At 61.2% G+C, this 25,133-nt stretch carries 24 protein-coding genes; 6 read left to right on the top strand and 18 right to left on the bottom strand.

The annotated features are described in order from the left end of the window. Positions 1 to 45 precede the first annotated feature (45 nt). The 5 genes from GVL04_RS16650 to GVL04_RS16630 form a co-directional block, all read right to left on the bottom strand. Complete coding sequence (locus tag GVL04_RS16650; RefSeq protein WP_159706607.1) at positions 46 to 426, bottom strand: cupin domain-containing protein; 381 nt, start codon at positions 424 to 426, stop codon at positions 46 to 48. A gap of 62 nt (positions 427 to 488) precedes the next feature. Further along, positions 489 to 1,313: an aspartate/glutamate racemase family protein gene (locus GVL04_RS16645; RefSeq protein ID WP_159706605.1), complete on the bottom strand. Its 825-nt coding sequence runs from the start codon at positions 1,311 to 1,313 to the stop codon at positions 489 to 491. A 27-nt stretch (positions 1,314 to 1,340) separates the two neighbouring features. Continuing rightward, complete coding sequence (locus tag GVL04_RS16640) at positions 1,341 to 2,690, bottom strand: MFS transporter (RefSeq protein WP_200846877.1); 1,350 nt, start codon at positions 2,688 to 2,690, stop codon at positions 1,341 to 1,343. A gap of 43 nt (positions 2,691 to 2,733) precedes the next feature. Next, positions 2,734 to 4,032 (bottom strand): NAD(P)/FAD-dependent oxidoreductase, encoded by a 1,299-nt coding sequence (locus tag GVL04_RS16635; RefSeq protein ID WP_159706603.1) that lies wholly within the window; start codon positions 4,030 to 4,032, stop codon positions 2,734 to 2,736. 28 nt (positions 4,033 to 4,060) lie between these two features. Beyond that, complete coding sequence (locus GVL04_RS16630) at positions 4,061 to 4,774, bottom strand: SDR family NAD(P)-dependent oxidoreductase (protein ID WP_200846876.1); 714 nt, start codon at positions 4,772 to 4,774, stop codon at positions 4,061 to 4,063. A 226-nt stretch (positions 4,775 to 5,000) separates the two neighbouring features. On the opposite strand from GVL04_RS16630, the gene GVL04_RS16625 reads away from it, so the two are divergent. From GVL04_RS16625 to GVL04_RS16605, 5 genes are all read left to right on the top strand, one after another. Continuing rightward, the gene (locus tag GVL04_RS16625) at positions 5,001 to 5,930 is read left to right on the top strand and encodes a LysR family transcriptional regulator (protein WP_159706599.1); all 930 of its coding nucleotides are present in this window, start codon (positions 5,001 to 5,003) and stop codon (positions 5,928 to 5,930) included. A gap of 253 nt (positions 5,931 to 6,183) precedes the next feature. After that, entirely contained in the window at positions 6,184 to 7,065 is an 882-nt protein-coding gene (locus GVL04_RS16620; protein ID WP_159706597.1) for an ABC transporter substrate-binding protein, read from the top strand. Between the two features lie 50 nt (positions 7,066 to 7,115). Then, positions 7,116 to 7,901, top strand: coding sequence for an amino acid ABC transporter ATP-binding protein (locus GVL04_RS16615; protein ID WP_200846884.1), 786 nt, complete (start codon positions 7,116 to 7,118; stop codon positions 7,899 to 7,901). Position 7,902: 1 nt separating this feature from the next. Next, the gene (locus tag GVL04_RS16610) at positions 7,903 to 8,541 is read left to right on the top strand and encodes an amino acid ABC transporter permease (protein WP_159706595.1); all 639 of its coding nucleotides are present in this window, start codon (positions 7,903 to 7,905) and stop codon (positions 8,539 to 8,541) included. Then, the gene (locus tag GVL04_RS16605) at positions 8,541 to 9,185 is read left to right on the top strand and encodes an amino acid ABC transporter permease (RefSeq protein WP_159706593.1); all 645 of its coding nucleotides are present in this window, start codon (positions 8,541 to 8,543) and stop codon (positions 9,183 to 9,185) included. The genes GVL04_RS16610 and GVL04_RS16605 overlap by 1 nt, the downstream gene beginning before the upstream one ends. 319 nt (positions 9,186 to 9,504) lie before the next feature. On the opposite strand, the gene GVL04_RS16600 is transcribed toward GVL04_RS16605, so the two are convergent. The 11 genes from GVL04_RS16600 to GVL04_RS16550 form a co-directional block, all read right to left on the bottom strand. Further along, complete coding sequence (locus tag GVL04_RS16600; protein ID WP_159706591.1) at positions 9,505 to 9,966, bottom strand: hypothetical protein; 462 nt, start codon at positions 9,964 to 9,966, stop codon at positions 9,505 to 9,507. Next, complete coding sequence (locus GVL04_RS16595; protein ID WP_159706589.1) at positions 9,917 to 12,037, bottom strand: family 78 glycoside hydrolase catalytic domain; 2,121 nt, start codon at positions 12,035 to 12,037, stop codon at positions 9,917 to 9,919. The genes GVL04_RS16600 and GVL04_RS16595 overlap by 50 nt, the downstream gene beginning before the upstream one ends. Next, the gene (locus GVL04_RS16590) at positions 12,034 to 13,344 is read right to left on the bottom strand and encodes an MFS transporter (RefSeq protein WP_159706587.1); all 1,311 of its coding nucleotides are present in this window, start codon (positions 13,342 to 13,344) and stop codon (positions 12,034 to 12,036) included. Before GVL04_RS16590 ends, GVL04_RS16595 begins: the two co-directional genes overlap by 4 nt. Positions 13,345 to 13,435: 91 nt before the next feature. Further along, positions 13,436 to 14,053: a TetR/AcrR family transcriptional regulator gene (locus GVL04_RS16585; RefSeq protein ID WP_268825386.1), complete on the bottom strand. Its 618-nt coding sequence runs from the start codon at positions 14,051 to 14,053 to the stop codon at positions 13,436 to 13,438. A 1,345-nt stretch (positions 14,054 to 15,398) separates the two neighbouring features. Next, positions 15,399 to 16,415, bottom strand: a complete 1,017-nt coding sequence (locus GVL04_RS16580; protein WP_159706583.1) for an ester cyclase — start codon at positions 16,413 to 16,415, stop codon at positions 15,399 to 15,401. A 114-nt stretch (positions 16,416 to 16,529) separates the two neighbouring features. Next, entirely contained in the window at positions 16,530 to 17,318 is a 789-nt protein-coding gene (locus GVL04_RS16575; RefSeq protein ID WP_159706581.1) for a FadR/GntR family transcriptional regulator, read from the bottom strand. 1 nt (position 17,319) lies between these two features. Beyond that, complete coding sequence (locus tag GVL04_RS16570; RefSeq protein WP_159706579.1) at positions 17,320 to 18,111, bottom strand: HpcH/HpaI aldolase/citrate lyase family protein; 792 nt, start codon at positions 18,109 to 18,111, stop codon at positions 17,320 to 17,322. A gap of 35 nt (positions 18,112 to 18,146) precedes the next feature. Then, complete coding sequence (locus GVL04_RS16565; RefSeq protein WP_159706577.1) at positions 18,147 to 19,307, bottom strand: cupin domain-containing protein; 1,161 nt, start codon at positions 19,305 to 19,307, stop codon at positions 18,147 to 18,149. Next, entirely contained in the window at positions 19,307 to 20,020 is a 714-nt protein-coding gene (locus GVL04_RS16560; protein WP_159706575.1) for an alpha/beta fold hydrolase, read from the bottom strand. The genes GVL04_RS16565 and GVL04_RS16560 overlap by 1 nt, the downstream gene beginning before the upstream one ends. A gap of 53 nt (positions 20,021 to 20,073) precedes the next feature. Further along, positions 20,074 to 21,063, bottom strand: a complete 990-nt coding sequence (locus tag GVL04_RS16555) for an aldo/keto reductase (protein WP_200846875.1) — start codon at positions 21,061 to 21,063, stop codon at positions 20,074 to 20,076. After that, positions 21,060 to 21,971, bottom strand: coding sequence for an NAD(P)-dependent oxidoreductase (locus GVL04_RS16550; protein ID WP_159706573.1), 912 nt, complete (start codon positions 21,969 to 21,971; stop codon positions 21,060 to 21,062). The genes GVL04_RS16555 and GVL04_RS16550 overlap by 4 nt, the downstream gene beginning before the upstream one ends. A 251-nt stretch (positions 21,972 to 22,222) precedes the next feature. Here GVL04_RS16550 and GVL04_RS16545 point away from each other — a divergent pair, with 251 nt between their 5' ends. After that, on the top strand, positions 22,223 to 23,611 hold the full coding sequence (locus GVL04_RS16545) for an MFS transporter (protein ID WP_200846874.1): 1,389 nt from the start codon (positions 22,223 to 22,225) through the stop codon (positions 23,609 to 23,611). An 802-nt stretch (positions 23,612 to 24,413) separates the two neighbouring features. Here the strand turns inward: GVL04_RS16545 and GVL04_RS16540 are convergent. Together GVL04_RS16540 and GVL04_RS16535 are read right to left on the bottom strand one after the other, a co-directional pair. After that, the gene (locus GVL04_RS16540) at positions 24,414 to 24,662 is read right to left on the bottom strand and encodes a hypothetical protein (protein ID WP_159706571.1); all 249 of its coding nucleotides are present in this window, start codon (positions 24,660 to 24,662) and stop codon (positions 24,414 to 24,416) included. A gap of 69 nt (positions 24,663 to 24,731) precedes the next feature. Continuing rightward, entirely contained in the window at positions 24,732 to 25,025 is a 294-nt protein-coding gene (locus GVL04_RS16535) for a YciI family protein (protein WP_159706569.1), read from the bottom strand. Positions 25,026 to 25,133: the final 108 nt, after the last annotated feature.

Genomic DNA, 25,133 nt, shown 5'->3' with positions numbered 1-25,133 from the left:
GGTTTCGACGGCGGATCCGGCGAGAGTTCCGCCGTCGAAATCCCCTTAATCTTTTCCTGGGTTCCTCGTGGCCTTGTCGTGCGGTGCTGCCACCATGATGAAAACCTTCTCGATGGTTTCCTCGGTGGTCCACGTACCCCGCCACCCGTCCGGAAGCACCACGGTGGAACCGGCTTCGAAGCTTTGGGTGTCACCGTCCTCGGACGTGACTGATCCCTTGCCGCGAAGAATCACGCAGATTTCGTCCACGCCATGGCGCTCCAGTGCGAACGTTCCCGGCTGCGCACTCCAACGGCCGGCGCGGTGCTGATTCGCGTTCGCCCATACGGCTTCCTTACGCTCAAGGACACCAGGTGTACCGCTATCCGCGCGGACCGCCCACGGTCCAAACTTGACCTGGCCATTGGTTTGTACCAGTGCTTGCATGTGCTGCCTCCAGCTTTTTTGGGAGTGTGTCTTACTACTTACTTCATGCTTCACAACGAGAACTATCGTCCCTGCCAGCCGGCCGCGGTTGAATCCGCAGTGGGGCGAAGTCTCGCTGCCACCGCGGCCAGGGCCTCTGCTCTGGCTCCGCTGGGCCGCACATATCCCCGGGGGGTTGGGCCGATGCCGGAGTCGCTAAGCCTGAGGAGATGAAGGGCGTGCTCGAACGCCAGCCGGTTGCAATCGAGCACCGGGACATCGGGGTGCTTGCGGACACTTGAGTACCCGTTGGCCGCAAAGATTGGACCCAGGTATCCGCATCCGACGACGATGGCATCAGCGCCGTCGTCCACTGCTCGTTGGGCGGCCGCATCGAAATGGTCGATTATTGCCCCAGGTTGGGCGACTGCCCTAAGTACATCCAAATGGTTCGTTTCGGGATCGTACGCCCGTACCGGCCGCTCCCGGAGGAATTGACTGGCTCCATGTGCCGACAGGTCATCGACGAAAATCGGCACGAGAGACTGCGCGACTGTCACCAGCACCGCCCGCTTAGCCAGACTGCCGACGGCGCGGACACTGCCGTCCGGGAGGCTCGAGACGGGGACCCCGACCGCGGCCCGGACTGCCGCCGTCGGAGCGCCCCAGCAGCCCAACACCAAGGCGTCTGAGTCTGCTTCGGCCTCAAGACTGGCAGAGAGTATGGCTGCGTCGCTCATGAGGCGGTTAGCCATGGTGCGAATCCCACCGGCCGCCACCGGTGCGTGAATCATCTGGGTTTTGACGCGCCCGGCGGCCAATACTGCGACTTGTTCGCGCAGGAAGGACCATAAATCTGCGAGGGCGGGGTCGCCCTGTGTCGGTTCGATCCAGGTAATTGTTTGCATGGTACTCCGTCTGCGGTTGCCGATTGTCTAAGGTATTGCCGGGATCGCGGCGGCCGATGCCAAGTCGCGGTTACGGGTTTCTTCCGCCCAGAAGAGACTTATGACGAAGCCCAAGGCTGTCAGGCCTGCCCCGATGAGCATGGTGGGGCCGGTGCCGATCCCGGTGAGCGAGACCGGCACGAGGTAGGTGCCGATGACAGCGCCGATGCGGCTGACAGCGGTTGCCAGGCCCACTGCGCTGGCACGCAACTGGGTGGGGAAGAGCTCGTTCGGATAGATGAACACCAGGATGTTCCCTGCCCCGTTGATGAACGCGAAGAGGAAGAAGAAGACCATGACGAACCAGGCCGGGGCGTCGGGCCAGATTCCCAAGGGCAACAACGCCAGAGCACCAAAGAGGAAGCTGCCAAGGATCAATGGCCTGCGTCCCCGGGTTTCCACCCAGCGCATGCCAGGGAACGAGCCCGCCAGGAAGCCGAGGTTCAGGACGATCTGGCCGAGCGTAGCGGCAGCCGTGTTTTCACCAAATCCCAGGTGCGAGAGGATGATGGGGCCGTAGGTAAACAGGGCGAATTGCGGTATGGCAAAGCACATCCACGTCAGGCCGCAGAACAGCACGCGGCGCAGATGAATTCCCCGCAGGAGCTCGGAAAACCGTTGCTGGTTCCCTGAGTCTTCCTCGACGGCCAAGGCAGTGATTTCCTGGAGGGAGACCTCACGCCCCAACACCTTCGAGACGTCCAGCCGGGCTTCCTCCACCCTGCCCTTGATGATCAGCCAACGGGGAGACTCGTGTGTACCGAGGCGGAGCAGGAACACAATGACGCCAAAGATGGCGCCGCTGAACAGCATCCAGCGCCACGAGCCCTCGCCGTAGGCGCTGGTGAGCATAAAACCGACCAAGTACGCGATGACGGCACCCGCGAGCCAAAACACGGACAACAGCCCGATCATCGCCCCCCGGTACTTCTTCGGCATCCATTCGGCGAGCAGCGCCGTCGCAATCGGGTAGTCGGCACCCACAGCGAGCCCCACAACGAAGCGGAGGGCAAGCAATTGCCAACCGGTCTCCACCCATAGACATGCTGCCGATGCGACAATCATCGCCAGGAGGTCGACCGTGTACATCAAGCGCCGTCCGATTCGGTCCGTTATCGGTCCGAACACCAAGCTCCCAACGAAGAGGCCAACGAGCGAAACGGCGCCGACGAGGCCCACCTCACCGGGCGTCAGCGAGAGTTGGCTGGTTGCCCCGGTGAGCGCGACGCCGATGATGCTCAGGAGGTACCCGTCAAGGAACGGACCTCCGGCGCAGGCGGCGATCAGCCGTTTGTGGTATCCGGTGAGGGGGCTGTCATCTATCAAGTGCGAGCTCAAGGTTGGCTCCTGATTACTTCGTTTGCCCCCATCGAGGGGACGCTTAGTTAGCGAGACTCGTTTCTGCCGGCTTCGTGGTCGCGTTGAATGCGTCCAGCAGCCTTTCCGTGTCGGCGATCTGTTCGTTCCAGATGTGACGCGGGATGTCGATCCGATGTTCGGCGTCCTGCAGTTTGCCGAAATAGGCAGCCACGTCGGCTCCGTCCGGACCGGCCGCTTGGTGCGCCGCGAGGATCCGGAGTGCGATCCTTGCCTGGACGCCGTAGACAGGAATCTGTGGTCCACGAGGTGCTGAAAGTCCGATGTAGTAGAGCTTCTCCAAACCCTCTGGAATAATCCCACCGGCCAATCGCAGGGGGTTGCCGTGATGCCGTGAGATCAGTTCTTCGTCCAGGAACGGCAGGGTGGGGTGGAAACCTGTAGCCCAGAGGATGGTGTCATAGTCGTTGGTGGAGCCGTCCGAGAAGTGCACGGTGTGGCCTTCGAACCGCTCGATTCCATGCCCCTGCACGCCGACGCGACCATGATGGATCCAGTACAGCAGCAAATCATTGACGACGGCGGGTCCATCGGCCAGTGCGCGATGCTGAGGTACAGGCAGGCCGGGGTAGTCGGCATTTTCGCCGATCGACACCCGAGCCAGGAGCCGGGCAATGAGGTCCTGCTCGATGGGCGAAAACTCGGCCATGAAGCCCAGCTCCGCGCGGGGGCGGCCAAAATACATCTTCGGCTGGAAGTACGCACCATGGCGGATGGCGATGTCGACCTCGAGCCGGTGCTGGGCCACGTCCACCGCCAGGTCACAGCCCGAATTACCCGCTCCCACGACAAGGACGCGGCCGCCCTCGATATCGCCGACGTTCTTATAGGCGCCCGAATGGATCTGCTTTCCGGCGAAGCCACCCGGCACAGACGGTATTTTCGGATCCCACAAGTGTCCGTTCGCCACGAACACACCATCGTAGTGGTTGGTGCCGTTTGAGGTGGTGACGTTCCAGCCAGCAGAACCCACCGGCCCGTTGGTCTTTACAGGGGTCACTGACAGCACTTCGGTATTAAACGAGATGCGCTTGTCGTGGCCGCGGGCGTTCGCATAGGAAGCGATGTACTTTACGATCTGGTCGCGGCGCGGGAAATGGGGGTATTCCTCGGGCATCGGGAAGCCCTCAAAGGTTGTTTGGTTGCGCGAAGTGATCAGGTGGAGAGCGTCGTAGTCGGTGTTCCAATGCCCTCCAACAAGGCCGCTCTTCTCAAAGCAATCCACCTCATGGCCCTCTTCGCTCAGGGCGTTGAGGGCTGACAGGCCGGCGGCGCCGGCTCCAATGACGCAATACCTGGTCATCGTTGTTCCTTTCAATTCTTCGCGCTGGCTAGCGGATGACGTCGCCACCGGAGAGGACAATGGTTTCCCCGGTCATGTAAGCGGCATCCTGGCTGGCGAGGATGGAAACCCACCGGGCGATTTCCTCGGGCTGGCCTACCCGGCCCAGCGGAATCGACGCGGCTGCTGCCTCCATGCGGCCGGTGGCAGCATTACCCGGTGTGTTGACCCAGCCCGGGGCAATGGCGTTGACGCGGATCCTGCGGGGAGCCAGCTCCAACGCGAGTTCCTTGGTGAGCATGACAACGGCGGCCTTGGAAGCTCCGTAAAGCAGCTGACCGCGGGAAACCGCGAAAGCATCGACCGACGCGAAGTTGACGACGGATCCGCCCTCGGTCATGTACTGCACTGCCTCGGCGGTGACGTTGAGGACGCCAAGAACGTTCACATCGAACACCTTCCGGTACACGTCCTCCGTGAAATCATCAAGGGTGCTCGGCGGGTAGATGCCGGCGATGTTGGCGACGAGGCCGACGGTCCTGCCGGCGATGTTTGCGGTTATTGCGTCACGGACATCCTCGCGCCTGGTGACGTCGACGCCGATGGTCTGGATCGTTTGACCGGCGGCTTCAAAGGTGGTCGCCACCCGGTCCAACGCCAAGACGTCCCATCCATCCTTGACCAGGGCCTCAGCCGTGGACCGGCCCATGCCGCTTGCCGCGCCAGTAACAACGGCCGTCCTGCTATCCGAAACGTGTGTCATTGGAACTTCCTTCATCTGACAAATCCTGGGCGTGAGGTGCTTCACGCAAATTGGTGCTGAATCCAGTCTGGGACGCGTGGAGTAAGCCGTCTACGGGATACTTACGCCAGCAGATCAAGGATTTGCCTATGGATTTGACCCCTTGGAACCACCCACGGCTCCAAGGCTTAAGATTGCGCCAGCGGATCGATGCACCAGCTCGATCGGGACGCATGCGAGGACCCCAATGAATCTCAGCCAGCTTAGATACTTTGTTGAAGTAGCCAAGAGCGGCTCGGCTACAGCCGCCGCCAAGGCGCTGTACACGGCGCAGCCCACGATCTCCACGCAGATCAAACGTTTAGAGCGCGAACTCGGGTGCTCGCTCTTCGCTCGGACGGGCCGCAACCTGGCATTGACTCCCTCGGGCCGGAAGTTCCTCCCGTACGCAGAGAACATCCTCAACAGCGTTAGCGCGGCGGAAGAGGTGATGGATGCGCGGACATCAATGGAGAACGGCAGCCTCAGTTTCGGCTACCTCGGCACGGCCCACCGGTACCTGATTGCAGAGGTGGCGGGCCGGCTCAACGCGAAGTTTCCCAACACCAGGATGGATTTTCGCGGGCAGAACTCTGCCCAGGTCGCGGAGCTGGTTCGCGAGGGAGCCTGCGACGCGGGGCTGGTCATGCTTCCCATCGATGATCGTCAGCTGTCTGTCTCGGAGCCGGTTTCCGTTCAGGAGCACTACTACTGGACTGCGGCTCGGGAGCGCGTGGTGCCGCGCATCGATTTGGCCGAAATCAGCAGGCGCCGGATTGTGCTGGGCGACGCCTCATACCGTGACGTGGACCCGCTCCGACGACAGTTGTCGTTTGCCATGCAGGATCGGGGGCTGGATTTCCTTCCGTTCATCGAAGTGGAGCTTCTTGAGTCCGCCCTTGAGATTGCGGCGCGAGGGATCGCAGACATCATCGCAACGGAACTCTCAGTGAAGGCCCAGGGGGTGGAAGACGTCTTATTTCGCGTCCCGATCGAGGATCCCACCCATGAATCCCTTGCCGTTGTGAAGAGATCTGAGTTGTGGGGGCACCGTGCCATTGACGAATTCGAGGTGGCCGTGCGTGAGGCGTTCGCAGCACAATCCATAGCCAACAGCTATGGAACCAATAAAAAATAGAACTATTTTTATTGTTGCCGTGTGGTCCTAGTCTCATACCTACCCCCAAGTGCCGGGAACGCAGTCCGGTAAGGATTGCAGCGGCCCCCGCACCGCTCCCATTTCCGGCCCGCACCACGGGCCAAGCCCCAGCACAGTGCAGCCATCAGGCCATTCGTGGCCCAAGGCGCTATCTACCGACCTTCCCGCTCGCATCATTCCGACCTGCCCTTTTCGGCTCCGGGCTTCCCCCACCTCAAGATATGGATCCATAATGAATCGCTCACTCCGTTCGTCCCGTTTTCGCCACACTGTCGCAGTCCTCGCCACGGTTGGAACCGCGAGTCTTGCGTTGGCCGGCTGCACCGCTACCACGGCGGCTTCGACCGTTGCCGCCGATTGCGCTCCAGCCCATAAGGACCTGACGACGTACACGAAGGGGACCCTTACCGTCGGTGTACCTGAAAACCCGCCCTACACACAGACTTCCGGAAGCAGCGCATCCGGCCTGGAGATAGACGTTGTGGAGAAGCTGGCAGCTGCGGAATGCCTCAAGCTCGCCTATGTACCCATCACCTACGGCAACGGTATCCCGATGATCAGCGAGCAGAAGAAGACCGACATCATCACGGGCGGTTGGTACGTCACGCAAGCTCGGGCGGAGAAAGTCGGATTCACGACTCCCACCTACTTCGACTCGATGGCCATCGTGTCGAAGGAGGGCCTCACCACAGTCGAAGGACTTGAAGATGTCGGCGCCGTCGCCAGCGGTGCCGGGTTCTCATGGGAGGCCGACATGACAAAGGTCCTGAACGGTGATCTCAAAACGTACCCGGGTACCATCGAAATGAAGCAAGACCTCTCCAACGGCCGCGTCAAGGCTGCTCTGGACGGCTACGCCGTAGCTGTCGCCGCCTACAAGGGCACCGACTTCAAAGTCGAAATCGCCAAGCCGGACTCACGGGTGACCATCACCACCGACATGCCCAAGATTGCATTCCCCATCGCCAAGGAGAACACGGCGCTGTCCAACGCCTTCAGTGAACTCATCGACGGATATCGCACAGACGGCACGCTCGCGGGTCTGCTCGAAAAGCACGAGCTGACAAAAGACCTCGTGGTTCCTGCCGACGTCGCGGCGACCTCAATTCGCTAACCCCCAGGGCGCCGGCCCTGGCCGGCGCCCCAACATTTCGAGGAGCCATGATGTCCGTTCCCAGCTTAACCATGTCCACCGAAGTGCCCACCGCGGGTGTGGAGATCAGCAACATTTCCAAGAGTTTTGGCAATCACCTCGTCCTTGACGACATCTCAATGGCCGTCACGCCGGGCAGTGTCACAGCCCTGATTGGCCCATCCGGCTCCGGCAAGAGCACGCTGTTGCGCTGCGTTAACCTTCTCGAGAAGCCTGATCGCGGCACCATTACTGTAGGCTCTCAGACCATCGAGGCCGGCTCGCGCGTCAGTGACCGTGACCTTCTGGCTCTGCGCCGGCAGGTTGGCATGGTGTTCCAGTCATTCAACCTCTTTCCGCACTTTACGGTCCTGCGAAATATCGCGTTCCCGCAGGAACGGATTCTCGGCAGGAGCCGGGAGGAAGCCGAGGAACGCGCGATGGTCCTCTTGGATCGCGTTGGCCTCCGGGAAAAGGCGGGCCAGCATCCGGGGCGTTGTTCCGGCGGCCAACAGCAGCGCATCGCCATCGCCCGCGCCCTCGCACTGGATCCGCGGGCCATGCTCTTCGACGAGCCCACAAGCGCTTTGGACCCCGAAGTCGGCGTGGAAGTCATCGCGGTAATGCGCGAACTCGCGGAGACCGGAATGACCATGATCGTGGTGACTCATGAAATGCAGTTCGCCCGCGAGGTGGGCGACCACTTGGTTGTGATGGCGGACGGACACATTATCGAGGAAGGCATCCCCGCCGCTGTCATGGCCGATCCGCGGGAGGAACGAACCAGGCGCTTCCTCAGCGCAGTCCTGGATCGCTGACATGGAAGGATTTATCGCCGTCCTCGCGGCACTCCCACTAACCCTCATCGTCACCGCCGGGGCATTCGGCATCGGCATGATCGGCGGAATCCCCTTGATGCTGGGGCTACAGTCCCGCATTGGCCTTGTGCGCGGAGCCACCCGCCTGCTCGTTGACATTATCCGGGGCATCCCTACGATCGTCTGGCTGTTCCTGCTCTACTTCGGTGTTTCGTTCGGAGGCATGCGGCTCGAATCCCTGCCTGCGGCCGTGATTGGCCTCGGGGTCATTTCAAGTGCCTACCTAGCCGAGATCTATCGGGGAAGCTTCCAGATTGTTCCACGCGGTCAGTCCGAAGCCGCCAGCGCGTTGGGCCTTGGGAATAAGGTCACGTTCACCTGGATCCTCGCACCTCAGGCATTCCGAACTGCGATGCCGTCCATGGCCACCTTCCTCCTGGCGCTGATCAAGGACTCCTCGATTGCATCGACCATCGGTGTGGCTGAAATGGTCTTCGCGGCCACGACGTTCGCACGCCAAAACCCGTCCACTGCCGGCCTCGTTCCGTTCTTCCTCGCGGCGATCGTCTACGTTGCGATCAGCGTCCCGCTGGCTGTCGTATCTCGCCGTCTGGGAACCCGAATGATGGTGAATGCCTAATGGATCTGTCTCTCTACCTACCGCGTCTTGGCGATGGCTTGGTCCTGAGCCTGCAACTCACCGCCATCTCGGTGGTCCTCGGTTATGCGCTCGGTCTAGTGTTCGCACTCGGGGTCTCCTCGACGAACAAATTGGTGCGCTTCCCCACCCTGGTGGTGGTGGAAATTGGCCGCGGCATACCCGCGCTCGTCGTCCTTTACATCGTCTACTACGGATTTCCGGCGATCGGCATCCTGTTCGAAAACGTACTCGCTGCTGCCATCGGCTTGACTTTTACAGCGGCCGCCTACTCCTCAGAGATGATTCGGGCAGGTCTGCAATCTGTACCGAAGGGACAGCTTGAAGCGGCAGCGGCCCTTGGTCTCCATGGTCGTACGGCCTTCGGGCGGGTCATCTTCCCCCAAGGTATTCGCTCGGCGATTCCGGGACTCATGGGGTTGGCGATCCAGTCCTTCCAAGGAACGTCACTCGCGTATTCGATCTCAGTTAACGAACTCATGAGCCAGTCCTACCAAGTCAGTACGATCACTTTCGACTATCTTGCGGTCTATGCCATCACCGGTCTGATGTACGTAGCCATCGCTGTCCCGGCCACCTGGCTTTCGATGGGGGTCGAGAAGCGACTCGCCCGCGGCTATGCCTAGGTGACTATTCTGATTTCCGTCGCTAGTGGAAGGACCTGGTCCCTTGGGGCCGGGTCCTTCTGCCCGTTCACGGCAGCACGGATCAGTCCTTCAGTCGGAACAGTCCGGCCAAATTTGGTCACGGTCGAGAATGCTGGAGCCGGAGGTCCAGGCTTGCGGAGGGGGCTGCAGTCTGGTGCCCGGCGGTGGCGTGGCTGAATGCGTCAGCCGTGAACGCTGATGGGGCGGCTTCATGCCGCACCATCAGCGTCCCGGGGTCCTCCCTGTAGAAGGGCGACGGGTGGAATGCTAAGGCCTCTGCCTGCTAGTCCATCGAATTTCAGGTTGCCGTTGACTGCCGAATGAATGGAACGGCATGTTTCCCGGCAGAGAGCCGGGACGCGTCGCCGTCGGGCTCGAGGTCGAGAATTACGGGTACTGGCGAGTCGATACGGATTTCGTCGCCGTCGATTTCGACTGTGATGGGTCCGGAAGGTGTTGGTGCCACGCCCCGTACCCTGTTCAAGGACCCGAGTCGCGGGGCGATGCGGGCGATTTCAAAGCCGGGCGCGGCCGGGGTTATTCCGAGGACGTATTGGATCAGGTCCCGGGTCGGTGTCGCGCTCCAGCCGTGAACGGGCGTTCCCCATCCCCAGCATTCGCCGAAGGTGTCGTACCCGTCGTGGAGGAACTGTGTCCAGGACCGCATGACGGTGAGGAGCAGCTCTTCGCGTCCGGCCTGGGCTATGGCGTCATGGACGACGTAGCTGAAGAACGGTTCGGCGCGTACCACCTGTTCCATGGGGTCCCAGTCGATCCGCTGGATGCCGCGTGCCTGTTCCCGCATCTTCTCGATGTCGTACCCACCGTCGGCTCCGCCGATCCAAGAACGGACAACAACCCGCTGCTCGTCGGTGATGGCGTCGATAACGCGGGTCCACCGTTCCTGAGGTGCGAGGCCGGAGACAATTGCTGCGGCGCCCGCGGCCTGCGAGGCGGCCGGCTGGACAACGCCGTCGAGGATGTGGTCGGCGTAGGTTCCGCGATCGTCCACCCAAAACGCCTCGAAGCCAGTCCGGGCGTTTTCCCCAGAGCCCGTGGGCCCAGTCCGCAGAGGCAGTGTTGCCCAGGAACCTGCACATTTCCTCGTATTCCCGCAGGCCCCGTGCCCACAGCGCCGTGAGGATGCTGCTGCGTCCTGTGCTGAAAACGCTGGACCAGTCGACCAGATTCCATTCGGCCACGTTGCTGAGGGTGCCGTGCTCATCGATGTATTCCGCGTACCAGCGCAGGATCCGTTCCATGGTGGGAGCGGCGGCCAGGATCAAGTCCGTATCTGCCGTATACCGGAACATGTTGTGGACGCCGTGGAGCCAATGCAGCGACCAGTCGGGGATGGTGAACGCGCCGCTGGATTCGATTTCACCCACAACGCTCATCGGGAGAATTCCGTCCGGGCGTGGGGAGTTGCCCAGCGTGACGTAGTTGCGGGCGAGGCGCCAGTCGCTGTTGGTGGTCAGGTGCACCATTTGGTGGACGACGCCGTCGCCGACCCAGGAGCGCTGTTCGCGGGTTGGGCAGTCGGTGAACGCGTCGAATGAGTTGAGTTGTACCGTGCGTTTGCCTGCGCGGTACAGGGCGTCGATCTCGGGATCATCGGTCGCGAAGTCGGATTCCCCTTCCCAAACATAAGTGGACTCCCGAAGTGTGACAGCGTTGATCAGGATCTGCGCGTCCTGCGCGGAACGGGCAATGATGTGGACATAGCGGAGTCCGTGCAACTCCAGGGCCTCGTAGGAATCGCGAAGTCCGCGAGCGATGTACCGCATCCCCCCGCCAGGCGCCGTAGCGATCTCGTCAACGGTCGGATCGTGGGGAAACTCGCGGTAGTGCAGTTCGAGAATGGCACCGGGTGGCGCCGTGATGTCGAGTTGAAGATATCCGGCCACTACCCGGCCAAAGTCCAGAACGAGGTGTTGCCACGTGCTCCGGTCCAGCTGGGCAGCAAGCGGCAACTGGGCTGGACGGGCGGCTTGGGTGGCGCCGGCCAGTGCCTGGAGGACGACGGCGGTCGGCCGGTCCGGGAGCGAACCTGTCAGGGCCGGGACGGTCACCTCCGAGACTGCTACCGGCGAGATGATCGGGCCCCCAAGGGCCCCGATCGGGCGTGGAAGCAGGGGGCCGTACGGGTCCGTGGGTGGCTGGGACCGTGCGAAGCCGCCAATGTGTTCGGTGCGGAGGATTTCCGCCTGTGGCCAGGCAGTGTCATCGAATCCAGGGTGCTGCCAACCTTCGGGAATAAGGGCGGCGTCCACGCAGTCCACGGGCACACCGTCAAGGTGGTTGCGGGGAAACACTGCCCACGCGTTGGGCCGGAGCGCCCGCCAGTCCTCATCGGAAACATGGAGGACATCTCCGATCTGGGATTCGAAGACAAAAACGGCGTCGGTACCAAAGCACCCGGTCGCTGCTGCTGGCTGCCAGAAGGCGTTGGCGTCACCGTAATAGGTGACAATAGCGCTGATGACGTTGGTTCCCTCGCGAAGGTAGGGGGCCAGGTCATAGCTGTCGTAGCGCATGCGGCGGGGCTGGGAACGCACCGGCCCGCGGCCGATCTCGATGCCGTTGACGAAAAGGACGTAGCGGGAGTCGGCGGCCAGGCGGGCCGGGGCACTGTCCGGCACGGAATCAACGGTGATGCTTGACCGGAGCAGCGTACGTGAGAAGGAGAGCGGCGCCGTCGTTGTCCCCAGCGCGTTGACGCCGTCGGTATCCCGGGGACGCGCCACACCGATCCAGTGGCCTTGCCAGGCCCGGTTAACCGAGGATTTCAGGGCGGTCGAGGCAGTGGGAAGGTCCAGTGTGATGCTCATGCGTTGTTCTCCTGATCGATGGCAGCAGGAACAAGTCCTTCTGCCCGGGATGCGCCGGTCCCGGTCTCCGGCGTCTTTGCTTTGGGCAGCCGGGGTATCCAGAAGATCCCGATCAGGCCCGACACAACCGAGCTTGCGATGAGGATGCCGAATAGTGCCGTGACGTTGGTTGTCGCGATGATTGGGGTGAAGAGGGCGAATGCCGCCGCTACGTAGCGTGTGAACGCGATCGTGGCGCCCTGCGCCGTCGAACGGACAAGGGTCGGGAATAACTCCTGTGTCCAGACCTTGTAGATGGTTTCACCAGCCAGGCCAATCCCGAAACCACCCACGATGCCCATAGTGGCCAGTGTCGGCACGGACACGCCCAGGACGAGCGGCACGGCGAACCCGATGGACGAGAAGGCTACACCTGCCGCGAACCAGATCTGACGGGAAGGCCGGTCAACAATCCGCATGAAGACAAGCCCACTGACGAGGCCAATCGGTATGCCGAGCAGACCGATCGCCGATGCCGTCGGCACATCACTGCCGGCCACGTTCACATACAGGTACGTGGAAAACTGCCCGATGGTATTGGCTCCGAGATTCCAGACGGAGTAAAACAGCCCAGTGGCGAGGAGCGGCGCAAACAGCGGCCGTGCAAGAAGCCGGCGGAGTGTGCTCAGGTCAACGCGCTCGGAGGCCGGAGCCGCAATGGCCGCAGAGCGCGCCGTTGTCCATTCCGTAGATTCCTTCATCCTGCTGCGAAGGACAAGGACAACCAGGGATACGACCAGCAACTGCGCATACAGCAGCCGGGCGCCGAGCTCCCCGTAGGCGCCGACAATGATGCTCAGGACAACCACCACTCCGATGCCGACCATCCACAACACTCCGGAGAGAGCGACCATCCGTCCCTTGGCGCCTTCGGGCGCTTCCTCTGCGGCCAGCGCAAGCGACACGGGCAGGTCCGCCCCGATGGCGAACCCGACGATGACGACACCAACATAGAGCATGGGGGCGGAGACGGCGAAGGTCAGTACCGCGATTCCGGCCGCAAATAAAAGAAGCGTCGAGGTAAACACGCGGCGCCGTCCGAACTTGTCGCCAAGCCTGCCGCCGAAGAGGGCGCCGGTGGCGAAACACAGGGTCAGCAGCGCCGACAGGGCGCCGAAATCCCACTCGTTCAGTCCCAGCGCGGGGGCGTACAGGACAAGCGCAGTCGAGGTCGTTACGATTGCCCCGGCATCTAGGTAGGACGCCATGCCGGCAAGAAATGCGGTCCGCCATGGGCGGATCCCGGGCTTTGAAACAGGGTGTGACATGAAGTGCCCTCCTCATTGAAAGCGGGAAATGAATCGTTTCATAATTCCCTTGAGCACCATCATGGGGGAAAATCAGCTACCTACCAACTAGTCAGTAGGTAGTTTTTTTGGTTGGTTGTATCAGCCCGGCAGCGAGCACATCGCAGAAGACCCTCAGCGCGCCCCGTGCATCGAACCCGTCGGGGGAGACGAGCCATTGATTCTCGATGCCCTCGATTACGCCGAGTATTGCGCTCGCCAGCGCAGTGGGGTCAACGGGGAACGCAAGCTCACCAGTTTCCAGGGAATTCTCGATCGCTGTGCCCAGGCTCTGCCGTAGCAGGGTGTGCCTGCGGACCACCCAGGGGCGGGCGGGATGATCAGCCGATGCGGCTTCCGCGGTCAGAACGTGCGCCAGTTGCACAAGCTCCCGGTCCTTTAGGATCGCTGCAAAAACCTCATCAAGACCGGCCAGAAGCTCCCTCAAGGTCCAACGCTCCGTGTCCGGGAGTAATAGCTGCAGGCCCTGGTCCCGCTCCTCAAGCAGCGCCAGCAGTACCGCCTGCTTGCTGGGGTAGTGATGCAACACGCCGGGCCGCGTCATGTCGGCTCCACCGGCAATATCTGTCAGTGATCCGCCATTAAACCCCCGCGTTGCAAACACGGATGATGCAGAGGTGAGAATCCGGCTCCGGGGAGACCTCGCCGGCGAATCTTTCGTAGTGCCCATCAGGCAAGTTTAGAAGCGCTCGACGTCCGGTCTCGACCACCTGAGCCTCACCACAACATGAACACACCCGGTGGCAAACGCTCAACTGCTAACGGGGCAGGTATGCGTTCAACACTGATGGAGGTTTAGGTCTGGGTGCAGCGGCCGCCGGCGATGTTTCGTTGGCGGACGCTGTGGGGATGATTGGCTCGCACTTAGTGAATCGATGGCCGTGGATTCTTTGGACGCCGCGTTGGTGGTCCTGGGGTCACATGCCTCATGGCCGCCCCAGTCAATTGGCCGGTCATATGCGTGGTCGACCTGGTGCTCACGAGATAGGTGAGGTGTCGCCGCCAGGAGTTCTTTGCGATCGACTGCAGTCATAGGCATCGTCACCACACCAGACGACCAGAGGAACCAGCCCGGAGTCTCAGCGAAAAGACGAGCCGCGTTCCCACGATGGAGACGCGCTTCTCGGTTGTACCGCGCGGAAGGGCAAATTTGGGGGTGTGCACAATGTGCACACATTAGGCGTCGGACTGGGCCGTATAGGGGTCGGTTCGGGCCGGATTCCGCATGTTTCCGCCACTTCCCAGTGCTACCAGGGCTCGGAATCACGTTCGAGTCCCACCTCGGGCACGGCATACCCCCTCGTCAGAGGGGTTTTTGCTTTAACGTGTGTACATTCTGGGTGGTCGGGTCCCTCTGACTCTGGCCGCGGGGTGTGCCTGGCGCCGCGGGTCGCCTGTTTCGTTGTGGGGGAGCAGGTTCAGGGTCGTGGCTGGTGGGCCCTCCGCTGGCTTTGAACTGGGGTTATGTGTTCCTCTCTTGGTTCGTCGGGTAGGTCGTGGTTGGCCTACACCTCTTCATGGGTAGGGGGACTGAGCGCGACATGACTTCGTTATTTTGCGTCAAAGTTCCTGGGTCTGGCTCGTTCCCGGCTTAAGAGACTTCCCGGGCGGATGCTTTGTCCGGCCAAAGGGGCTGTGGACATTGTCCACACTTAAATCTCCTTCATGCGGTTGGCAGCGGCATATCAGATGGCCTTCTCCGGACTACGCTGACTCATCGCATGTGAGCCGTCCTAGCGACATGACGGCGATTCGTAAGCGCTCCAACTGCCGAGCCACTTCGGCATTCTTTGACCCACGGAGAAGCCCTCCAACCCTTTACGGCTGGAGGGCTTCGCGGTTGAGCTTGAACTCATTCCCAACGTCAGGTCGTGGACGCAAGGGGTTGAGCCCAGCGTCGGGATGGCTGCAGAAAAGAAGCCGGTTGGAAAGAAACGGTGAGGGTCAATTGCAACCTCGCTTCTATGGCTCTATGCCCAAGCCCCGTTCTTACCATTGATAATTCGTCCCTGACCTTAGTTGCCGATGTCGCCTTGGGCTTGTTTGATTTGGGCAAGGAGTGCCATTTCGTCGTAGATGCGCCATTCGCGGTAGATTTTGTCGCCGCGGAATTTGAAGTGGGATACGCCGAAGATCTCGACGGGTGTGTTCGTGACGGGTCCGTAGAGGGGGATGCCGGAGTAGGTTCCGTTGAGCACCCAGACTATGGAGACGCGGGTTCCGTGGAAGGGGTCTTCGTTGAAGGCGACGTCGTAGATGTCTACTCGTGCATCGGGGAATGGGGCGAAGAGGTGGTCCAGTTCGTCTTTGTATCCGTCGATTCTTGCTTCTGTGCGGTGGCGGGTGGTGTGGATGACGATGTCGCGGTGCAGGTAGTCGGGGGCGAGGTTGCCGAGGTGCTGGTTCCAGACTTCCTCAATCATTTGGACTGTTTTCTTGTCTTCTGTTCGTCCGTGGTCGGGCCGTTTCCCGGATACTCCTTCGAGCAGCGGGTTCGCGGGTACGGGGCCGAGGAGGGGACCCTTCTTTTCGCCGAGGAGTCCGAGGCTGGGGGATGAGGCGATTTGGCGCGCTACGGCGTGGACGTCGTGTCCGGATTGTTCGACGACGGCCCATTCGTCCCGTACGACCCATTCTTCTGCGATGAATGCGTCACGGACCAGGCACACGGCGATGTTGCGTGACACGGACTTTTTGAAGGTCGGGGGCCCGTATTGCCAGAAGCCTTCCTGGCGTCCGCTGTTGATGATGCGGTGTGAGCTGAGCCAACTGTTTTCCGTGCGGGCTTCCCACAGGACGTCCTCTCCGGTGAAGAGTCGGTGCGGGTAGGCTGCGTTCTTTTGGACGCAGGCTTTGATGATCTCTTCGTTGCCGGTGATGGTTCCGTAGGCGCCGTGTACGCGGATGTCCGGCATGTAGTGGTCGCGGATTTGGCCCATGCCGCGTGGTTCCCAGATCCTGTCTGTCCAGGACAGGATGTAGTGCTCTGGGTCGTCGTAAGGTGCGTAGGCTGCGGGGTTAAGAGTGGTCATGGAATGTCCTTGGGTTTGAGGAGAGGAGCCTGCTGCGTCGCTGCGAAGGCAGGCCGAAATGACTGTCCACTGGGCTTGTTGCTGCCGGGACTGTGGACATTGGAAAGGCGGAGGTTAGGCGGTCTCGGACATGGATGAGGTGGTCTTGCGCAGGTTTGCGATGGCTTCATCCATGTGGTGCTGCATGGCGGTGCGTGCAGCAGCAGGGTCTTCGTCGTTGATTGCGTTCATGATGGGTACGTGGAGGGCCAGGGATTCGTTGAGGTCCACATGGTTGAGTACTTTGTCGGTCCAGGTCTGCATGAGACTGCGGATATTGATGATGACGCCCTCGAGCACTGGGTTCCCGCTGGCTTTCGCGATCGCCAGGTGAAAAGCGATGTCGGCTTTGGCGTATCGTTCGAGGTCTCGGTCCTCGGCAGAGGACTGCATTTCAGCGAACACCGTGTTGATCCGGTCCTTGTCCACTTCGCTGGCCGCCCCTGCGGCCATCCCCGCCAGTGAGACTTCCAAGGTTGAGCGCGCCTCAATCAGTGCGTCTATGGAATGGTCTCCGAGAAAGAGTCCCCATTCAACGATGCGGGGTAGAAGGTTCGATGTCTTATTGGTGAGGTAGGTGCCATCGCCTTGACGGACTTCCAGGAAGCCGAGCACGGTCAGCAGTTTGAGCGCTTCGCGGATGACGCTGCGGCCAACGCCCATCTGTTCGGCGAGTTGGCGTTCCCCGGCCAGACGTTGTCCGGGGACTACATCGCTTTGGGCCAGGAACGCGAGCAGCTTCTGAGTGAGGTCAACCACCGGGGTCTGGCTGTTCTCTGCGGCTGCTTCCGCCTCGTCAGTCAATACCAGGTGCGCGTAGGACCCGGCGGTGAGTCGTCGTGTCTTGGCTGTTGGTGTACTCATGTCAGTACCCTCCTGTTGTCGCGGTGAGAGTCTTTGCCGGATCACGGATCGCAGCGATTCTCTGGGTCGCTGCTGACCGCAGCATGGAAACGTCGTTGCCGGGTGTGACGAGATCAAAGCCGGCATCAGCCCATTTTGTGGCTTCCTCCGCCCCGGAGCAAAACAATCCTGCGGCCAGGCCGTGCCGGTGTGCCCGTTCGACGATGCGGTGGGCAATGTCAGCCACTGGTCCGGCGATGTCGCCACCAGCTTTTAATCCAAGGTCCAGGGCGAGGTCGTTGGGGCCGAGATAGACGCCATAGAGTCCGGGGGTGGACATGATGGCGTCCATCTGTTCAACGGCATCGCCGGATTCGATCATTGCCCAAGGCACGATCGCGTGGTTCGCTTCCGTTGCGTAATCGGATCCGCCGTAGAGCAGGCCCCGGGAGGGGCCGAAAGAGCGGCGGCCCAGCGGTGGGTAGAAGCACGCGTCCACCAGTTCCCGGGCCAGTTCGGGGGAGTCAACGGAAGGGGCGATGATGCCGTAGGCGCCGGCATCGAGCAGCCAGCCAATCTCAGCGAGGTTGACAGAGGTGGGCCGCACCATGGGAGTTGCCGGGCTTGCCGATACTGCTTGCAGAAGCTTCACCACGGTGTCGGGGCCGAACATGCCGTGCTGTGCGTCGATGGTCACGCTGTCGAAGCCTGTGTTGGCTAGTACTTCTGCGCTGTAGCTGCTGTCCGTCGATATCCAGGCGTTGACCGCAGTGTTTCCGCTGCGGATGACATTGCATAGGCTGTTTTCGCGCATGTTTGGTCTCGTTCCTCTCAGGAAGTTCGGAGGTCCTAGTCGTCGTCGGTCATCATGGCCAGGAGGAACATGGGGGCGATGTACCCGTCAGCGTCCCGTGACAGTCCCTTGTCGTTGACCTCTTTCCAGACTTCAGGTGACCAGTGCAACCGTACCCGGGCATCTCCTCCGTTGATGACCAGCAGCTCCCCGAATTCGGAGTCGTCGGGTGCGGATGTGTTCCGGATGGTCCGCCATGCGTTTCGCGGCACTGACAGGGTGTCTTCAGGTTCCAAAGTGACCTGAACTTGTTCCGTGCCTTCGTTGAGGGTGACGGTCCAGGAGCCGCTCTTGACGATCAGTACTTGTGTTTCGGAGTGCCAGTGCTGGAGCATGCCTTCGCCTTCCCGGGCACGCAGCCAGGCGACGTTGAAGGAATGGGGGTTGGAGACCCTGGGGGCGATGTCACGGTCTTCGGCCATGCCGTAGCCGATGACCGCTGCGAGTTGGGCACCGCCTCCAGGGATGGAGGAGCAGAGGAACGGGTGCTCGAAGTACACCAGGTCATCCCGGGTGGTGATGCGGGCGCGCATTTCCTCGGGTGAGTAGGTACGGAGTGACTCAACGACGTCGGCGGGCATGGGCCTGATGAGTATGTTCTCGTCGTCGGGTAGTTGATCCCCGGCAACTGTGTCAATCAGTCGGTTATCGGATGTCAGGTACAGGCCGTGCCCTTCGGCTTCGTTCAGAACGGAGGGCCCCCAAATAATTCCTCCGGTGTCAGATTGCCCCAAGGCGGTGAACAGCCAGCCGTCGTCGGTTCCTTCGTTCGTGAAGCCGCGGAAGATCCATGTCGGCACGGTGATGATGTCTCCTTCCTGGGAGACGTAATCTCCGCCGTTGCCGTCCTTGCCCCAACGGAACCGCCAGGTTCCCCGGAAGTTGAAGAACACTTCGGCGGTGAAGTGCATGTGGAGGGAGTTGGTGACGCCGTTGGGCATGGCAGCGGCGCCGATGTTGTAGCCGTGGTCTTCTTGCAGGTTGATGACTTGCCCGGCGTTCTGGGACACGCCGCCGCCGATGAGCGCGTAGTTCTCTTTCTTGTCCGACCCCGGGGTGCGGCAGTCAATGAACGCGGCGTTGCAGGAAACCAGGTCCGTCCGGCGGATGGTGCGGCGTTCAAGCTCGCTGGCACTGATGACTGGGTTGTTAATCATTACTCTACTTTCTGGGTTTCTGTGGTGAAGGCGTTGATGCCCGGGTGGGAGAAGTTTTTATGGAGCCAGGACCCAATCGTGCTGGCTACAGTCCCCGGCATGGTCAGCGGTGCCATGTGGGTTGCCCGGGGGATGAGGGCGAATTCGCCCCTGGGCGTGGAGGCGCTGATTTCCCTGACCGCTGCTGACGGAACGAGGCAATCGTCGTCGGCTGCCATCGCGAGGAGCGGGCCGGCATAACTGCCGAGCGCAGGGCGTTCATCAACGCGGTCGAGCTGGATTCGCAGCTGACCGGCGAGGCCCGGCGCGCCGGTGTTCAGCGCCATACGCCGGCAGGTCTGGTAGTGGTTGGCCGCGTAGGCGGAGGCCGTGGTGCTTCCCACCAGCGAGGGGACAATCTCATCGACAATCCCCACCAGGTCACCGTCCTTGAGGCGGCGGAGAAGGCTGGTCCAATAGGTCAGCTGGGTAGGCCGCGGTGGCCGCGGGCTCGCGCAGACGAGGGCGAGGCCCGCGACTCGTTCCGGGAACCTTCGTGCCAGGGCCATGGCGACGGTGCCCCCGAGCGAGTGTCCCACCAGGATGGCCGGCTGATCGATCCTTGCCATCAGGGCCGACACGGCGGCGTCCAGCCCGGTCTGGTGTAGGAGGTGTACCTCCAGTCGGGCCTCAGGCATCAGCGTCCATAGCCGGTGGATGATTCCTTCAAACATGCTCTCGTCACATTGCATGCCTGGAATCAGAATGATCGGTGGCAGGACGGTCTTCATGAGGATTGCCCCGCCATAGCGTGCGCGGCCAGTCGTTCGCGGTCCTCAGCGGACAGATCCAGGTCCAGGGCCGCCCAGCTGCTGCGTAGTTGTTCCAAGGTTCTGCAGCCGATGACAGGCACCGTTGTCAGCGGTGTTTGCAATAGTCCGGCCAAGGCAACGGTGGATTTGTCGACGTCCAGCCTGTGAGCGATTTCCGTGACTGTCTTGAGCGCGGAAGCGTTGCGCACTGTGTCGTACCTGTGTACGGAGGCCGGGACGGGTTGATCGGGTAATGCTTTGTCAAAATACCCTCGGGCTTGAGATGAATATGGAATCGCTGTGAGCTTTTGTTCCTCGTGGAGGGTCAGGAGCTCCTCGTCCATCCACGTCAGGTCGGGCATTACTGCGTCATGCCTCGGCTGGGCCAGGCTCCATTCCAGCTGGTGCGCTACAAAACCCGGCACGTCGTTTGCGGTGGCCCAGGCCGCTGCTTCTGTAAGCCGCGCTGCCGAAAAGTTGCTGGCTGCGTAATGTCGGATCAGCCCGTCAGAGACCAGCTCCTCCAGCGTCTCCAGGATCTCGGCGATGGGACGGGTAGCGTCGTCCCGGTGCAGATAGTAGAGGTCCAAGGGGGTGCCGCCGAGGTTTTCGATGCTGCGGTGCGCATCGTCGCGCAGGTTTCCCCGGTCCAGTCGGGAAACGCCTGGATTATCCAAAGCAGGGTGGCCGCCTTTGGTAGCAATGACGAGTTTGCTGCGGTCCTGAGCTCCAAGCCAACGTCCGATGGTCCGCTCGCTGCAGCTGCGCTCAATACCTTGGTTCCAGTCCGCGTAGACCAGGGCTGTATCGATGAAGTTCCCGCCTAAGTCAAAGAACGTGTCGAGTAAGTCGAAGGACGCAGCCTGATCCAATTCGGAGCCCAGGCGATTGCCGCCGAGGCAGAGAGCGGACACAGTAAGGTCGGTGTTCGGGAGTTCCGTGAGCATCCCGGACCGGGTGGTCACGACTTTACTTTCGCGGCCGGTTCAACGGCTGACATGGCCTCGAAAGCCTCCAGGATCGACCAAATATCCCTCCGGCCAGCACCGGCCGCCTGTTGCTGGGTCATGACCTGGCGCACTGCCGACGTCAGGGGCATGCTGACGGCGCAATCCTTGGCCGCAGACAGCACGAGGTCCAGATCTTTGGCCGCGGTGTTGATGTCCGACGGAGGATTTTCGAAACGGCGCTCCTTGAGCATGGGAGCCTTCAGCGAAAGCTGGGTCGATCCGAGGGGACCGGATTCCAGGACATCCACCATTTGGTCGAAGTCCAGGCCGCCCTTCTCTCCGAACGCAAGGGCTTCCCCGATCAATGCTGCATAGACACCGACAATGGCGCTGTGTACCAGCTTGAGGTAGTGGGCCATTTCGCCGTCGCCGACATTGAGTACCCGCTCCCCGAGGAGCGAGAGTACCGGTTCGGCCTCGCGGGCATGAGCCTCCATGCCGGAGACAAAAATGGTCAGCTTGGCCGATTCGGCCAACGCTATGCTTCCGGCGACCTTGCCGCGAAGATACCCGACGCCAGCGGCTTCCATTGCCTGGGCGACTTTGGCTGATGCCGCAGGCGAAACCGTGCTCAAATCGCTGTAGAGGTGCCCGGGGGTGGCCCCGGACAGGACTCCCTCCGGGCCGAGCGCTACGTCAAGGAAGATGTCATCGTTCATGACAATCGAGAAGCTCAGCAGTGACCGTGCTGCCACGTCCGCCGGTGAGGAAGCAGCGATACCGCCGGATTCGGTGAGGTCTTTCATTTTTTGTGGGTCAATGTCGTATCCGACTACCGGGTGGCCGGCGCGCAGCAGATTCCTGACCATGGGGCCGCCCATACGGCCCAGTCCGATAAAGCCAATGACGGGTTTGGGGTTCATGACACTCACGCTACAGGCGGTTTCAGAAATGGTCAACCAATAGGTTGACCAATTTTTATTTGGGCCGTACAGTCGTTTTAGCGATGTGATCCAATCCACATCACAACCCGGTCCCGCACTGCAGTAACTGCGGTAGCGTCCGGGAATGTTCGTCTCCTGCCAGCTCGCACACAAGGTGCCGGGCGGCATATAGGAACCCAGGACCGCCCTGACAGGCTGGCCGCCTGAATGGCCCCAACGTGGAGGTAAGAGTGTCAACCACAAACCCAGCACCCCGGACGGCCGCTGCCGATGGAAGGGATCCCATCGTGATCGATGCCCCTACTGGCAAGGCTCTGAGAAAACCCATCCTGGCCGGCACCGTCGGCAACTTCATTGAACAATTCGACTACGGAATCTATGGCTACCTGGCTCCTTACATGGCCGCCTCCTTCTTTCCCGCAGAAGACCGGACAGCCGCGCTCCTGAGTGTCTACGCCGGGTTCGCCCTGTCCTTCCTGCTGCGCCCCTTCGGAGGCATGATCTTCGGCCGGTACGGCGACCGGCTCGGCCGCCGCAACGCACTCGCCGTGGCCATCATTTCGATGGGCCTCCTCACGACCTTGATCGGCGTTCTGCCCCCATATGCGGCAGTCGGCTTCGCCGCTCCTGTCATGCTGCTGCTCATCCGCGCAGCCCAAGGACTTGTCCAAGGCGGTGAATACGCAGGAGCCGTGGCATTCATCGTCGAATACGCCCCCGCAAAGAAGCGAGGCCTCTACACCAGCTTCCTCTCCGTCAGCGTCTTCGCCGGGCTGCTGACCGGCGCCGGAATCGCGGCACTAGTAGCAGCGTCCCTCTCTGACGCAGACATGGAAGCCTGGGGCTGGAGGATACCCTTCCTCATCACTCTGCCACTGACCTTGGTAGGTCTGATCCTGCGGCTCCGGATCGATGAAACCCCGGAGTTCCGGCGCATGCAAGAGGAACAAAAAGCCGCAGCAGCCGCGGGTGTGGCCGAAGAAGTCATCACCAAACGACCACTGACCGAGGCCCTGAAAACCCAGTGGAAGCCGATTCTTATCTTTGCCGGCTTCGCCATCACCAACGCGGTCCTATCCTTCACCTGGGTCACGTTCCTGCCCGGGTACCTGCGCAATAACCTTGGCATGGCGAAGGAACAGGCGCTGGCCTCGAACTTCATCGCCCTTGGTGTCCTGCTTCCCTTGCTTGTTGTCTCTGGGATCATGGTGGACAAAATCGGCAGAAAACCCATGCTCATCATGGCCTGCGTATCAGCCATCGTGCTCGTACCCGTGGCCTTCGCAGTCGTTCAGGCAGGCACCTTCGCAGCCGCCCTCACCGCACAGTTCATCTACCTCATCCCCATCATGTTCATCTCCGTTGCCCTGACCGTGAGCATGGCTGAACTCTTCCCGACCAAAGTTCGGTACTCCGCCAGCGCCATGGCCTACAACCTCGCATTCGGCATCTTCGGCGGCACCGCGCCACTGGTCGCGACGTTCCTGCTCTCCAGTACCGGCTCAATCTGGGCTGTGGCAGCGTACGTATGCGCCGTCGCCGTCGTCTCGCTGATCTGCGTCATCAAAGCATTCCGCGAAACCCGGGGAACCCGTCTCTCCGACAGCAAATACACCTAAAAAACTCGCGGCATTGCGGGCACGGTCAAGGCGCCGTTAATGAGGGCGGGCTGCTCCCCGGATGAGAAGACTGCTAAATTTCAGTTCTCGATCCGGGGAGCAGTTTTCCGAGTACCCGCGGCCCCGGATTCCGAAGTCCCGAGTCTGGCCCTTGAGATGCAGCCTGAATGGGCTGGGTGCGTTTCGAATATTGTGACCAACTAGAGTGGCAATTGTTTTTCGTGTCCCGAGGGGGTGCGGGGTGTCCGGGCGGGCACGTCGTGCGTTTCGAGTTCGGGGCACTGGCGGCTTGTCTGAGTGAAGGCCTGGGGCCCATCCGGCACTCGCTGACTTCCGCTTTTGCTTTTAATCCGTCCGAATCGCGGCGGTACGTTACCTGAAGTACAGCGTTGCCTCGTGACTGTTGCCCGCTGGTTGGCGAAGGGCGATAACGGACGATATCTCTACTCAAGTAGTTTCGTAGGACCGGTTCTGCTTTGAGTCTTTGCCGTTGGGGGGACAAGAGCCGGGAACTGTCCGGGTAGTCAGAGCATGCCAAGTATCTTTGGCCGGCTGCTCGGCAGTTTTGAGCGATGAGACCTGTACTGTCGTTCCCGCGACAGGAGTTCAGCAGTAGTCGCTGTCGTGCATGAGCCGGGCACTTCTCAAGCGCGTTCGCTGCAGCTGTTGAAACCTTCGTGGAAACTGGGAATCAGCCACATTGAACCAGGGAGTCTGACCTGTTTCTGAATCGACACCCCATGCGTGCCATTGAAGAGACGCTTAAGTGACTGCCTGCTCAATTCACAATGGTCCGTCGTGGCTACGCGCCTGTCTGGGCTTGGAAATCCGCTGTTTCGGGACGGTTCTGAAGTACGCGGGGGTCGACACGCCAGATATCGATGCCGTCGTGCAGGCGATCGATCATGGTTCGTCCCATGCCATCATTTCGGTGGATCCAGAGGATGGTGCCGTCCATTGCCAGTTCATCCACCCATCCCGCCCCAGTGACTACGCCGCCACGGCGCAGTTCCACGAACTCCCGCCGCCACAGGTATTTCCAGTGCGTCATGAGCGTCGGCTCGCAGCCTGTGTATGCAGTTGGCTGCTTTCTTTCATCCATATGAGGTTTGCTGGTCTTCTATTGCACGGAGTCCGGCCGGGGCCAACGCCGGGATGTCATGGTGGCGTCGAATTCCGTAATCGTGTGGGTTGCTACGTTATGGATCCGGTAAGGGTCCTGATCCAGTTCCGCTTCGAGCGATTCCCGGTCAGAGTGGGTCGTGAGAAGGAGACCCCTGTCCTTCGTGGACTTTGACCCTGCAAGATCCAGGCTTCCCCTGGCGAAGGCGGCTTTGAGCCATTCGACGTGGGCGGGCCGGTGGGAAGCGACCAGTTCCCCGGGTGACGTGTAAGTGATGGATACAACAAACATGCGTTCTCCTTTGCTTAGACCGGTTGTGAGTGGAGCCCGAGTGCGGTGGGGGCGTGGGTGCCGGTCATGAGGGCGGCGAGGTCGTCGGGTTCGAGGAAGGAGGGGGGT

Origin of the sequence: Arthrobacter sp. 18067 (assembly GCF_902706295.1) — a bacterium.
Lineage (GTDB): Bacteria > Actinomycetota > Actinomycetes > Actinomycetales > Micrococcaceae > Arthrobacter.
This window is presented reverse-complemented; position numbering and strand designations above follow the sequence as displayed.